Consider the following 12,979-nt stretch of genomic DNA (forward strand, 5'->3'; position numbering starts at 1 on the left):
AGCCATGGAGGAGCCGCGTGTACCGGATCGAGTTCACCGAGCGCGCCGCGGCCCAACGCGACGCCCTCCCCGAGACCAGCCGCAAACTGCTCGTCCAGGGCATGGCCAAGCTCGCCGAAGCCCCCTTCACACCGGTGTCACAGGCGTTCGGCGGCGAGGACATGCGCGTGGTGTCCGTCGCCCCCGGGCTGACCGTCCGCTACCTGGTGCACCGTGCCTTCCTGATCCCGCTCTCGCTCGCGTCGCTCGATCAGTCCCTCATCTACGAATAGACGAACAGACGAACAGACGAAGGGAGAACGATGTTCAACGCCTTCGAGGACCTCTTCGCGCCGGGCCGTAAGCACACCCGGGACGAGCAGAACCGGCTGGAGCTCACCCGGGAGGACGTCGGGGACGGTGATCCCGGGCGGGGGCCGATAGACCTCACGTCCGGGAAGGTCGTCGTACGGCCGCCCGAGCCGGAAGCGGAACCGGAGGCGGAGGCACCAGAGGAAGGGTGACGGTGTTCAGCTCACCTGTATCTCCAGGATCCGGTCGTCCCCCTTCTTCGGGTCGCCGCGGCCGTCCGTGTTGCTGGTCGTGACCCACAGCTTGTCGCCGCCCGCCGACACCACCGTACGCAGTCGCCCGTACTCGCCCTTGAGGAAGGCCTGCGGCGCTGCCGAGGCCGCCGTGCCGTTCAGCGGGACGCGCCACAGGCGCTGCCCCTTCAGCCCCGCCATCCAGATCGACCCCTCGGCGTAGGCGATACCGCTGGGCGAGGCGTCGTCGGTGTGCCACTGGGCTATCGGGTTCTGGAACTTCGGGTCGCCGGACTTACCCTCCGCCGTGGGCCAGCCGTAGTCGCCGCCCGGCGCGATCGCGTTCAGCTCGTCCCACGTGTCCTGGCCGAACTCCGAGGCGAACAGGCGCTGTTGGGAGTCCCAGGCCAGCCCCTGCACATTGCGATGGCCGTACGAGTACACCGGGGAGTCCGGGAACGGGTTGCCGGCGGCGGGCTCGCCCTCCGGGGTCAGCCGCAGGATCTTGCCGCCGAGGGACTTCTTGTCCTGGGCCAGCCCCCGGTCGCCGCTCTCGCCCGTGCCGGCGTACAGCATCCCGTCCGGACCGAACGCGATCCGGCCACCGTTGTGGATCATGCCCTTGGGGATGCCCTTGAACACCGTGTCGGGCGCCCCCAGTTGGTCCCCGGCGGGCCGCTTCGCGTCGTAGAGCATGCGGACGATCCGGTTGTCCGAGACCGAGGTGAAGTAGGCGTAGACCATGTGGTCCGAGGCGTAGTCGGGGGAGAGCGCGAGGCCCAGCAGACCGCCCTCACCGGCGGCGGAGACGCCCGGCACCTCGCCCAGCTCGGTCTTGCCGCCCGTCTTCTCGTCCACCCGCGTGATCGTCCCCTCGTCGCGCGAGGCCACCAGCAGGCCGCCCTCGGGGAGCGGGGCGAGGCCCCACGGGGTGTCCAGGCCCTCGGCGACCGTACGCACCACCTTGACGGTGCCCTTCGCGGGCGGCGTCTTCTCGGCGGCCGGTGAGGTCTGCGCGGCCGTACCGCCGCCCGGGGACGCGCTGACGGAGGCACCCGCGCCCGGCGACTCCCCGGCCCCGGAGGAACCGGCGGAGCAACCTGCCGTCACCGCCAGACCACTCGCGGCCAGAACGGCCAGGACGGCCGGCACAGTTCGACGTTGCACGATCTTGGTCCCTTCGAAGCGGCGGTCACGGTGGTCATGGCGGTCACGGCGGACAAGACGATCCCGGTGGCACCTGCGGCAGGCAGGCGGGCAGGTCGGCCCGTTCCCCCTGTCCTACGCCCCGCACGCCTCACGGGTTCCCGATCCGGCCCGATCCGACCCGAAAGCGGGACGCGGAGGCCGCGGCTACTCCCACGATCCCCGCGCCCCCGGCAGTTCCGCCACCTCCGCCAGGTCCTGCGGCGTCAGCCGCAGAGCGGGCGCGGCCACGTTCTCCGCCACCCAGCGCTCCTGCTTGGCCCCCGGGACCGGGACCACGTGCGGGCCCTGCGCCAGCACCCAGGCCAGGGCCACCTGCGCGGCCGTCACGGACTCGCCGTGCCGGGCGGCGACCCGGCGCAGTCCGGCCACGATCGGCTGGTTCGCGGCCATCATCTCGGCGGTGAAACGGGGGTGCCTGGCCCGCATGTCGTCCGGCTCGAAACCCTCGCCCGGGGTCAGCGTGCCGGTGAGGAAACCGTTGCCGAGCGGCATCGCCGCCACGAAACCGACCCCGCGCGCCTCGCACCACGGCAGCAGCGCGTCCAGCGCCTCCGGCGACCACACCGACAGCTCCGCCTCCACCGCGCTCACCGGGAAGACCTGCTGGACCCGCCGCAACTGCCGAATCGTTCCGTCGTGCAGCCGCCCCCCGGCCCGGCGACCACCCCGCGCCCCCACCGCGCACAGCCCCAACGCCCGCACCTTGCCCGCCCGGACGAGCTCGGCCATCGCACCCCAGGTCTCCTCGACCGGGACCTCGGGGTCCGCGCGGTGCAACTGGTAGAGGTCGATGACATCCGTCTGCAGGCGTCGCAGGGAGGCGTCACAGGCCCGCTTCACGTACCCGGGGCGGCCGTTGGCCACGATGTGCTGCTCGCCGACCAGCAGCCCGACCTTCGTCGACACGAAGACGTCCGCGCGCCGCTCCTTCAACACCCGCCCGAGCAGCAGCTCGTTGGTGAACGGGCCGTACATGTCGGCGGTGTCCAGCAGCGACGAACCCGCGTCCAGCGCCCGGTGCACCGCCCTGAGCGACTCGTCGCCCCGCTGCCGCGACCCGCTGTAGGCCCAGCTCATCGGCATGCACCCGAGACCGACGGCCCCCACCTCGAGCGCCCCCGCGCCGATCGTCCTGCGCTCCACCTGGCCGTGACCCTCCCTTTCCGACCCCCCAACCTAACCTCTGCGTAACCTCTGTCTCGACGCGCACCTGACATAGCCTCCCGACCATGAACGCTGCTGACGTATGGCTCCCCCTCCCTCCGGAGGAGATCGAGGGCCTCCCAGAGGGGCCGCACTACCGCTTCTGGGACGGTGCGCGGGACTTCCCGGCGGATCCGGCCGACTGCGTCTTCTACGTCGTCCCCTACATGAAGCCGGCCGACGTCGTCCTGCGGCCGCTGCCCCACCTGAGCGCCGTCCAGGTCGTGCAGACGCTGACGGCCGGCACCGACAGCGTGGAGCCGGGCCTGCACCACCTGCGTCCCGGCGTACGGCTGTGCAACGCGCGCGGGGTGCACGAGGCCAGCACCGCCGAGCTGACGCTCACCCTGGTCCTCGCGTCGCTGCGCGGGATCCCCGACTTCGTGCGGGCCCAGGACCGGGGGGAGTGGCTCGGCGGGTTCCGGCCCGCGCTCGCCGACAAGAACGTGCTCATCGTCGGGTACGGATCGATCGGCGCGGCCATCGAGGACCGGCTCGCGCCGTTCGAGGTGGCGCGGGTGGCGCGCGTCGCGCGCTCCTGGCGCACGACGGCGCGCGGTCCCGTGCATCCGCTCACCGAACTACCCGCCCTGCTCCCCGAGGCGGACGTCGTCATCGTGTCCACGCCCCTGAACGAGCACACGCTCGGCCTGGTGGACGCCGAGTTCCTGGCCCGCATGAAGGACGGCGCGCTGCTGGTCAACGTGGCCCGCGGCCCGGTCGTCGACACCAGGGCGCTGCTCGCCGAACTGGAGGGCGGCCGCCTCACCGCCGCCCTGGACGTCACCGACCCCGAACCGCTGCCCCCGGGGCACCCGTTGTGGACCGCGCCGGGCGTCCTCGTCAGCCCGCACGTCGGCGGCCCCACCTCCGCCTTCCGGCCCCGCGCCGAACGCCTGCTGGTGGACCAGTTGGGCCGATTCGTGAACCGGCGGCCCCTGCGCAACGTGATCCTTACGACGGGCACGGCGAGCGGAACATGACGGCGGCCATGGCAGTCCTGTAGTCCGGTTCGGGCACCCTCCGCAGTCCCCCGGAAGCGCTCCGTACCTCGTCCGGGCGCATATGCCGATGATCGTCACGCAGCGTAGAGGAACTATGTCCCTGAGTGACGAGACTGGTGTATCGTCCCGACAGGGGCTGCGCCGTGCACGTTCGGCGTCAGGGATGGACATTGCAGACTTGTGAGGGGGGCGACGGGCGATGCACGGCCTATGGACGAACGATCCGACGCGGCGGAGCCGCCGACGGCGACCCTGGCACCCGAGGAATCCGGGAGTGACGCGGACCGGGAGGAAGCGGTGAGCCCGCCGTCGACCTCCACGACCCTCCTCGACGGAGCGCCGCGCACGCAGCCTCCCGCGGGGACACCGCGCTCCGCGCCGCCCTCCACCGGCGGCCTCGGACCGAACCTGGTCCACCAACTGGTGCTCGCCCTCGTGTGCGCCGGATACGCCATCGGCTCCGCGCTCGGCTGGGGCTCCGACCAACTAGCGCTGATCATGGGAGACTTCGGGCTCGCCGGCGCGGCAGGCACCGCCGCCGTGTCGTGCTTCCTCTACGCGCGCACCCGCCGCGTCCGCTTTCGACCCGCCTGGCTGCTGTTCTCGCTGTCCTCGGCGATGGCGGCCCTCGGCAACCTGATCTGGGGCTGGTACGAAGTGGTCCTGGGGCGGCCCGTGCCCAGCCCCAGCTTCGCCGACCTGTTCTTCCTGTGCTTCGCGCCCCCCGCCATCGTGGGGCTGCTGGTGCTCGCCGCCCGGCCCATGACGAAGGCCGGCTGGGTCTGCCTGGCGCTGGACGCCTGGCTGATCGCCGGCTCGCTGCTCACCCTCTCCTGGAGCCTCGCGCTCGCCCAGGCCGCCAAGTTCGACGGGCCGAGCGTGGCGCACGCGGCGCTGTCACTGGCGTACCCGCTGCTCGACATCGCCCTGGTGAGCATGGTGCTCGTCCTGCACTTCAGGCGCTCGCCCATGAACCGCACGGCGGTCAACACGGCCGTCGGCGCGCTCGCCCTGACCGTCATGTGCGACGCCCTGTTCACCTCACCGCTGCTGCACAACAACTACCGCTCGGGCCAGCTCCTCGACGCCGGCTGGTTCGCCGGCTCGCTGCTCCTGGCGTACGCGCCCTGGGCCGCCTCCCGCCAGCACCGCGCGGCGGCCGACGACGGGCACACGCGCGTGGTGCACGAGCACGTACCCGGCCAGCAGCGCACCGCGGGCCGCCCGCACGGACCGTCCCAGGCCCCTGCCCACCCGTCCGCCCACCCGTCCGCACAGACGGCAGGGCAGAGCGCGGGGCAGGCGGGCGCCCAGGCCCCTCCCCAGGGAGGCGATCTCAGCCGCTATCCGGTCACCCGGCCCATCACCGGCTCGCTGGCCGCGCTCACGCCCTATCTCGCCGCCGCCGTCTGCACCCTGGGGATCCTCTACAACGTCCTCAACGGCCGCAGCGTCGACCGCGTGGTGCTGCTGACCGGCGGCGCGGTCGTGCTCGCCCTCGTGGTGCGGCAGGGGATCATGCTGCTCGACAACATCACCCTCACCCAGGAACTGGCGCAGAAGGAGAACCACTTCCGCTCCCTGGTGCAGGGCTCGAGCGACGTCATCATGATCGCCGCCCCCAGCGGCATCCTGCGCTACGTCTCCCCGGCCGCCGCCGGGGTCTACGGGCGGCCCGCCGAGGAACTGGTGGGCACCGAGCTGGCCCACCTCATCCACCCGGAGGACCTGGGCTGCGTGGTGCACGAGGTGCGCCGCTTCCTCGCCGCCAGCCCGCAGGACGAACCCACCACGCGCATCGAGTGCCGCTTCCGCTCCGGCGACGGCGGCTGGCTCAACGTCGAGTCGACCGTCAACCGCCACCACGGCGGCCTGATCTTCAACAGCCGCGACGTGACGGAACGGGTGCGCCTTCAGGCCCAGCTCCAGCACAACGCCGAGCACGACCCGCTCACCGACCTGCCCAACCGCGCCCTGTTCACCCGGCGCGTCCAGCAGGCCCTGTCCGGCCGCCGCAGCTCCGACCGGGGCCCCGCCCTGCGCAACACGGCGGTCCTCTTCATCGACCTGGACGGCTTCAAGGCCGTCAACGACACCATCGGCCACGCCGCGGGTGACGAACTGCTGGTCCAGGCCGCCCGCCGGCTCCAGGACGCGGTCCGCCAGGGCGACACCGCCTCCCGGCTCGGCGGCGACGAGTTCGCGGCCCTGATCGTCGGCGACGCCACCCGCGACCGGGCCGCCCGGGAACGCCACATACTGGACCTCGCCGACCGGCTGAGGCTCACTCTCTCCCAGCCCTACCTGATCGACGGCAACGAGGTCCGAGTCGCCGCGTCCATCGGCGTCGCCTTCGCCGAACCGGGCCTGGGCGCAGGTGAACTGCTGCGCAACGCCGACCTCGCCATGTACCGCGCCAAGGCGGGCGGCAAGGGCCGGGTCGAGCTGTACAAGCCGCAGATGCAGCAGGACGTCGTACGCAAGGCGGAGCTGGCCACGCGGCTGCGTGCCGCGCTGCACGACGGCGAGTTCGCGCTGCTGCACCAGCCGGTGGTGCGCCTGGAGGACGGCCGGATCTCGTCGGTCGCCGCGCAGGCCCGCTGGCGCTCCTCCCAAGGGGTGCTCTTCACGCCCGCCGAGTTCCTGCGGGTCGCCGAGGACAGCGACAAGACGGCCGAGCTGGGCCGCTGGGTGCTGGAGGAGGCCGTCGAACAGGCCGCAGACCGGACCGCGAGCGGACTGACCGTGCCGGTCGTCGTCCGGGTGAGCGCCCGGCGGCTGCTGGACCGGTCGATGCCGCTGGGCTCCGTCGAGGCGCTGCTGACGCGCCACGGGCTGCCGTCAGGGGCGCTGGTGATCGAGCTGTCGGACACCGACCCCAGGGTGCCGCTGGACGAGCTGGAACGCCGTCTGGGGGCCTTGAAGCGCCTCGGCGTCCGGATCGTGCTCGACGGCTTCGGCAGCGGCTACGGGACGCTCACAGCGCTGCGCCGGCTCCCCGTCGACGTACTCAAACTGGACCGCTCGCTGGTCGAGGGGGTCGTCGAGTCCGCGCGGCTGCACAAGATCACCAGTGGGCTGCTGCGGATCGCCTGCGACCTCGGGCTCCCGTCCGTCGCCGAGGGGGTCGATCTGCCCGAGCAGGTCGTGGCGCTGCGCGCGATGGGCTGTACGCACGGGCAGGGCATGGCGTTCTCCGGGCCGCTCGACGAGTACCGGCTGCGCCGCGCCCTCGCGACCGGCCGCTACCCGGTGCCGCACGGGCCCGCCGAGCCCGCGTTCGCGGGCGGCGGCGCGGGGGTGTACACCAGTGGTGTCACCGCCGTCCTCGGGAGCGGAAGTGCCCTTCGCTCACATAATGAGACGCCCGTCCCACCCACTTGACAGTCGGTGCGCGCCAGGGGGAGGGTCAATGCCATGCGCACCCGAATTCTCGTACTTGGAAAGCGCGTCGGCTGAAGCTGGTGACGTCCGGACGGACCCGGAACGCACAGCGACCCACCCCGGCGCGCTCCCCTCGCTTGCCTTTTGGCACGAGGGGTTTTTTGTTGCACAAAACCCGCAGTACGACGTCCGCAAGACCCCTGCAAGACCCCCAGTAAGACCCTCAGTAAAACCCTCAGCATCGAGAAGAGAATGACGATGACCGAGCAGGCCACCGGGGCCCATCCGCAGCCGCGGCCCCGATCCGGAGGACAGCACTCCGCGTCCGTCGAGCACGTGACGGGTGCGCAGTCCCTCATCCGTTCTCTCGAGGAGGTCGGCGCCGACACGGTATTCGGCATTCCCGGCGGTGCGATCCTCCCCGCCTACGACCCGCTGATGGACTCGACGCGGGTCCGGCACGTGCTGGTCCGCCACGAGCAGGGCGCGGGCCACGCGGCCACCGGCTACGCGCAGGCCACCGGCAAGGTCGGCGTCTGCATGGCGACGAGCGGTCCCGGCGCCACCAACCTGGTGACCCCGATCGCCGACGCCCACATGGACTCGGTGCCGCTCGTGGCGATCACCGGGCAGGTGGCGTCGAAGGCGATCGGCACGGACGCCTTCCAGGAGGCGGACATCGTCGGCATCACGATGCCGATCACCAAGCACAACTTCCTGGTCACCAAGGCCGAGGACATCCCGCGGATCATCGCGCAGGCCTTCCACATCGCCTCCACCGGCCGCCCCGGCCCGGTCCTGGTCGACATCGCCAAGGACGCCCTCCAGGCGAAGACCACGTTCTCCTGGCCGCCCACCATGGACCTGCCCGGCTACCGCCCGGTGACCAAGCCGCACGCCAAGCAGATCCGCGAGGCGGCCAAGCTGATCACCGCCGCCAAGCGGCCGATCCTGTACGTCGGCGGCGGTGTGATCAAGGCCGGCGCGACCGCCGAGCTGAAGGTGCTCGCCGAGCTGACCGGCGCGCCCGTCACCACCACGCTGATGGCGCTCGGCGCGTTCCCCGACAGCCACCCGCAGCACCTGGGCATGCCCGGCATGCACGGCTCGGTCGCCGCCGTCACCGGACTGCAGAAGGCCGACCTGATCATCGCCCTCGGCGCCCGCTTCGACGACCGAGTCACCGGCAGGCTCGACAGCTTCGCCCCGTACGCCAAGATCGTCCACGCGGACATCGACCCGGCGGAGATCGGCAAGAACCGCGCCGCCGACGTCCCGATCGTGGGGGACGCCCGCGAGGTCATCGCCGACCTGGTGCAGGCGGTCCAGAAGGAGCACAGCGAGGGCCAGCAGGGCGACTACAGCGCCTGGTGGAAGGACCTCTCCCGGTGGCGCGAGACCTACCCGCTCGGCTACGACCAGCCCGCCGACGGCTCGCTCGCCCCCCAGCAGGTCATCGAGCGCATCGGACAGCTCGCCCCCGAGGGCACGATCTTCGCGGCGGGCGTCGGCCAGCACCAGATGTGGGCCGCCCACTTCGTCCGGTACGAGAAGCCCGCCACCTGGCTGAACTCCGGCGGCGCGGGCACCATGGGCTACGCGGTCCCGGCCGCGATGGGTGCCAAGGCCGGCCGCCCGGAGCGCACGGTCTGGGCGATCGACGGCGACGGCTGCTTCCAGATGACCAACCAGGAGCTCACCACCTGCTCCCTGAACAACATCCCGATCAAGGTCGCCATCATCAACAACGGCGCGCTCGGGATGGTCCGCCAGTGGCAGACCCTGTTCTACAACCAGCGCTACTCCAACACCGTGCTGCACAGCGGCCCCGAGGCCGACGGCAAGCAGCCGAGCGCCGGCACCCGCGTCCCCGACTTCGTGAAGCTGTCGGAGGCCATGGGCTGCCACGCGATCCGCTGCGAGTCCCCGGACGACCTCGACAAGGCCATCGAAGAGGCGAACTCGATCAACGACCGCCCGGTCGTCATCGACTTCATCGTCCACGAGGACGCCATGGTGTGGCCGATGGTCGCCGCCGGCACCTCCAACGACGAGATCCTGGCCGCCCGGGACGTCCGCCCCGACTTCGGCGACAACGAAGACGACTGAGCGAGAGAGACGTAAAGAAGACATGTCCAAGCACACGCTCTCCGTCCTGGTGGAGAACAAGCCGGGCATCCTGGCCCGGATCGCCGCCCTGTTCTCCCGCCGGGGCTTCAACATCGACTCGCTCGCCGTGGGCGTCACCGAGCACGCCGACATCTCCCGCATCACGATCGTGGTGAGCGTCGACGCCCTCCCGCTGGAGCAGGTCACCAAGCAGCTCAACAAGCTCGTCGAGGTGCTGAAGATCGTCGAACTCGAGCCGGGACAGGCCGTTCACCGCGAACTCGTTCTGGTGAAGGTCCGCGCCGACAACGAGACGCGCTCGCAGATCGTCGAGATCGTCCAGTTGTTCCGCGCCAAGACCGTCGACGTCTCCCCGGAGGCCGTGACCATCGAGGCCACCGGCGGCACCGACAAACTGACGGCCATGCTCAAGATGCTGGAGCCGTACGGCATCAAGGAACTGGTCCAGTCCGGCACAATCGCGATCGGCCGTGGCGCCCGTTCGATCACCGACCGGTCGCTGCGCGCTCTGGACCGGTCGGCGTAAGGATGGATCCGGGCGGTCGGCACGACACCGGCCGCCCGCGCACCGCCCGTATACCGAGACCGCGAGACTTCCCTTCCGCCCGCCGTCATACGGTGGGACGCAACACCTGCACCCCAAGGAGAGAACCCAAAGTGGCCGAGCTGTTCTACGACGCCGACGCCGACCTGTCCATCATCCAGGGCCGCAAGGTCGCGGTCATCGGATACGGCAGCCAGGGCCACGCCCACGCCCTGTCGCTCCGTGACTCCGGTGTCGACGTCCGAGTCGGTCTGCACGAGGGCTCCAAGTCCAAGGCCAAGGCCGAGGAGCAGGGCCTGCGCGTGGTGACCCCGGCGGAGGCCGCCGCCGAGGCCGACGTCATCATGATCCTCATCCCGGACCCGATCCAGGCCCAGGTCTACGAGGAGTCCATCGCCCCGAACCTGAACGACGGCGACGCCCTGTTCTTCGCGCACGGCTTCAACGTCCGCTTCGGCTTCATCAAGGCCCCGGCCGGCGTCGACGTCGCCCTGGTCGCCCCGAAGGGCCCGGGCCACCTGGTGCGCCGCCAGTACGAGGAGGGCCGCGGCGTCCCCGCGATCGCCGCCGTCGAGCAGGACGCCACCGGCAACGCCTTCGCGCTCGCCCTGTCGTACGCGAAGGGCATCGGCGGCACCCGCGCCGGCGTCATCAAGACGACCTTCACCGAGGAGACCGAGACCGACCTGTTCGGTGAGCAGGCCGTTCTCTGCGGCGGTACGTCCGCGCTGGTCAAGGCGGGCTTCGAGACCCTGGTCGAGGCCGGCTACCAGCCGGAGATCGCCTACTTCGAGTGCCTGCACGAGCTGAAGCTGATCGTGGACCTCATGTACGAGGGCGGCCTGGAGAAGATGCGCTGGAGCGTCTCCGAGACCGCCGAGTGGGGCGACTACATCACCGGCCCGCGCATCATCACCGACGCCACCAAGGCCGAGATGAAGCAGGTCCTCGCCGAGATCCAGGACGGCACCTTCGCCCAGAACTGGATGGACGAGTACCACGGCGGCCTGAAGAAGTACAACGAGTACAAGACGGCCGACTCCGAGCACCTGCTCGAGACCACCGGCAAGCAGCTCCGCAAGCTGATGAGCTGGGTGAACGACGAGGCGTAAGCCTTACGGCCAGGGGGCCGGAGCGCACTGCTCCGGCCCCCTGGCCGTTTTGCCCGGCCACGTCCGGGTGATCCTTCCGCAGAGGCGTAAGGCGACCTCCGGTGCAGCACTACACTGCTGCACTACAAACGCGTTCAGGCCCACAGCGTCGTGCGTCTTCCACGCGGCTAGCCCCTCCACCGCCTGCGGCCGTCGGGACGGCCGTCCGCACGCAATGGACTTGTGAGGACTCACGTGAGCTCGAAACCTGTCGTACTCATCGCTGAAGAGCTGTCGCCCGCGACGGTGGACGCGCTCGGCCCGGACTTCGAGATCCGGCACTGCAACGGAGCGGACCGAGCCGAACTGCTCCCGGCCATCGCCGACGTCGACGCGATCCTGATCCGCTCGGCCACCAAGGTCGACGCCGAGGCGATCGCCGCCGCGAAGAAGCTGAAGGTCGTCGCACGAGCCGGCGTCGGCCTGGACAACGTCGACGTCTCCGCCGCCACCAAGGCCGGCGTGATGGTCGTCAACGCCCCCACCTCCAACATCGTGACCGCCGCCGAGCTGGCCTGCGGTCTGCTGCTCGCCACCGCCCGCCACATCCCGCAGGCCAACGCCGCGCTGAAGAACGGCGAGTGGAAGCGCAGCAAGTACACGGGCGTGGAGCTGGCCGAGAAGACCCTCGGCGTCGTCGGTCTGGGCCGCATCGGCGCGCTCGTCGCGCAGCGCATGTCCGGCTTCGGCATGAAGGTCGTCGCCTACGACCCCTATGTGCAGCCCGCGCGCGCCGCGCAGATGGGCGTCAAGGTGCTGTCGCTGGACGAGCTGCTCGAGGTCGCCGACTTCATCACCGTCCACCTCCCGAAGACCCCCGAGACGGTCGGTCTGATCGGTGACGAGGCGCTGCGCAAGGTCAAGCCGAGCGTGCGGATCGTCAACGCGGCGCGTGGCGGGATCGTCGACGAGGAGGCGCTGTACTCGGCGCTGAAGGAGGGCCGGGTCGCCGGCGCCGGTCTCGACGTGTACACGAAGGAGCCCTGCACGGACTCCCCGCTGTTCGAGTTCGACCAGGTCGTCGCCACCCCGCACCTCGGCGCCTCGACCGACGAGGCGCAGGAGAAGGCCGGTATCGCGGTCGCCCGCTCGGTACGCCTCGCCCTCGCCGGCGAGCTCGTACCGGACGCGGTGAACGTCCAGGGCGGTGTCATCGCCGAGGACGTCAAGCCCGGGCTGCCGCTCGCCGAGCGCCTCGGCCGGATCTTCACCGCGCTCGCCGGCGAGGTCGCGGTCCGCCTCGACGTCGAGGTGTACGGCGAGATCACCCAGCACGACGTGAAGGTGCTCGAGCTGTCCGCCCTCAAGGGCGTCTTCGAGGACGTCGTAGACGAGACCGTGTCCTACGTCAACGCGCCGCTGTTCGCGCAGGAGCGCGGGGTGGAGGTGCGGCTGACGACCAGCTCCGAGTCGGCCGACCACCGCAACGTCGTCACCGTGCGCGGCACGCTCTCCGACGGCGAGGAGGTGTCGGTCTCCGGCACCCTGGCCGGTCCGAAGAACCTTCAGAAGATCGTCGCGGTCGGCGAGTACGACGTCGACCTCGCGCTCGCCGATCACATGGTCGTCCTCAGGTACGAGGACCGTCCCGGTGTCGTCGGCACCGTGGGGCGGGTTCTCGGCGAGGCCGGGATCAACATCGCCGGTATGCAGGTCGCCCGCGCGGTCGCCGGTGGCGAGGCGCTGGCCGTGCTGACCGTCGACGACGCGGTGCCGGTGGGTGTGCTGGCGGAGGTGGCCGAGGAGATCGGCGCGACGTCTGCTCGTGCGGTTAACCTCGTCTGAGGTTGCCCGCCGTTCTGGGGGCTGCCGCCCCCAGGCCCCCGCTTC

10 protein-coding genes are annotated in these 12,979 nt (G+C 71.0%); 8 read left to right on the plus strand and 2 right to left on the minus strand.

What is annotated here, in order from left to right:
* Window positions 1-17: 17 nt before the first annotated feature.
* Window positions 18-272 (plus strand): type II toxin-antitoxin system RelE family toxin, encoded by a 255-nt coding sequence (locus BMZ82_RS33130; RefSeq protein ID WP_093781105.1) that lies wholly within the window; start codon window positions 18-20, stop codon window positions 270-272.
* Between the two features lie 30 nt (window positions 273-302).
* Window positions 303-503, plus strand: coding sequence for a DUF6191 domain-containing protein (locus BMZ82_RS33135; protein WP_093781106.1), 201 nt, complete (start codon window positions 303-305; stop codon window positions 501-503).
* Window positions 504-509: 6 nt separating this feature from the next.
* Here the strand turns inward: BMZ82_RS33135 and BMZ82_RS33140 are convergent, their stop codons facing one another.
* Window positions 510-1,694 (minus strand): PQQ-dependent sugar dehydrogenase, encoded by a 1,185-nt coding sequence (locus BMZ82_RS33140; protein WP_093781107.1) that lies wholly within the window; start codon window positions 1,692-1,694, stop codon window positions 510-512.
* 183 nt (window positions 1,695-1,877) lie between these two features.
* Window positions 1,878-2,876, minus strand: a complete 999-nt coding sequence (locus tag BMZ82_RS33145) for an aldo/keto reductase (protein ID WP_093781108.1) — start codon at window positions 2,874-2,876, stop codon at window positions 1,878-1,880.
* Window positions 2,877-2,962: 86 nt separating this feature from the next.
* Here BMZ82_RS33145 and BMZ82_RS33150 point away from each other — a divergent pair, with 86 nt between their 5' ends.
* From BMZ82_RS33150 to serA, 6 genes are all read left to right on the plus strand, one after another.
* Complete coding sequence (locus BMZ82_RS33150) at window positions 2,963-3,919, plus strand: 2-hydroxyacid dehydrogenase (RefSeq protein WP_093781109.1); 957 nt, start codon at window positions 2,963-2,965, stop codon at window positions 3,917-3,919.
* A 318-nt stretch (window positions 3,920-4,237) separates the two neighbouring features.
* Entirely contained in the window at window positions 4,238-7,324 is a 3,087-nt protein-coding gene (locus BMZ82_RS33155) for a putative bifunctional diguanylate cyclase/phosphodiesterase (protein ID WP_177244784.1), read from the plus strand.
* A 252-nt stretch (window positions 7,325-7,576) separates the two neighbouring features.
* Window positions 7,577-9,433 (plus strand): acetolactate synthase large subunit, encoded by a 1,857-nt coding sequence (locus tag BMZ82_RS33160; protein WP_093781111.1) that lies wholly within the window; start codon window positions 7,577-7,579, stop codon window positions 9,431-9,433.
* Window positions 9,434-9,455: 22 nt separating this feature from the next.
* Complete coding sequence (gene ilvN, locus BMZ82_RS33165) at window positions 9,456-9,980, plus strand: acetolactate synthase small subunit (protein WP_093781112.1); 525 nt, start codon at window positions 9,456-9,458, stop codon at window positions 9,978-9,980.
* A gap of 131 nt (window positions 9,981-10,111) precedes the next feature.
* The gene (ilvC, locus tag BMZ82_RS33170) at window positions 10,112-11,110 is read left to right on the plus strand and encodes a ketol-acid reductoisomerase (RefSeq protein ID WP_093781113.1); all 999 of its coding nucleotides are present in this window, start codon (window positions 10,112-10,114) and stop codon (window positions 11,108-11,110) included.
* 234 nt (window positions 11,111-11,344) lie between these two features.
* Window positions 11,345-12,934, plus strand: a complete 1,590-nt coding sequence (gene serA / locus BMZ82_RS33175; protein ID WP_093781114.1) for a phosphoglycerate dehydrogenase — start codon at window positions 11,345-11,347, stop codon at window positions 12,932-12,934.
* Window positions 12,935-12,979 lie beyond the last annotated feature (45 nt).

Origin of the sequence: Streptomyces sp. yr375 (assembly GCF_900110755.1) — a bacterium.
Taxonomy (GTDB): domain Bacteria; phylum Actinomycetota; class Actinomycetes; order Streptomycetales; family Streptomycetaceae; genus Streptomyces.

What these genes read in the sequence shown, in the direction of transcription:
- BMZ82_RS33135 (WP_093781106.1), top strand. Translation starts at nt 303, where the DNA reads ATGTTCAACGCCTTCGAGGACCTCTTCGCGCCGGGCCGTAAGCACACC.
- BMZ82_RS33150 (WP_093781109.1), top strand. Translation starts at nt 2,963, where the DNA reads ATGAACGCTGCTGACGTATGGCTCCCCCTCCCTCCGGAGGAGATCGAG.
- BMZ82_RS33160 (WP_093781111.1), top strand. Translation starts at nt 7,577, where the DNA reads ATGACGATGACCGAGCAGGCCACCGGGGCCCATCCGCAGCCGCGGCCC.
- ilvN (WP_093781112.1), top strand. Translation starts at nt 9,456, where the DNA reads ATGTCCAAGCACACGCTCTCCGTCCTGGTGGAGAACAAGCCGGGCATC.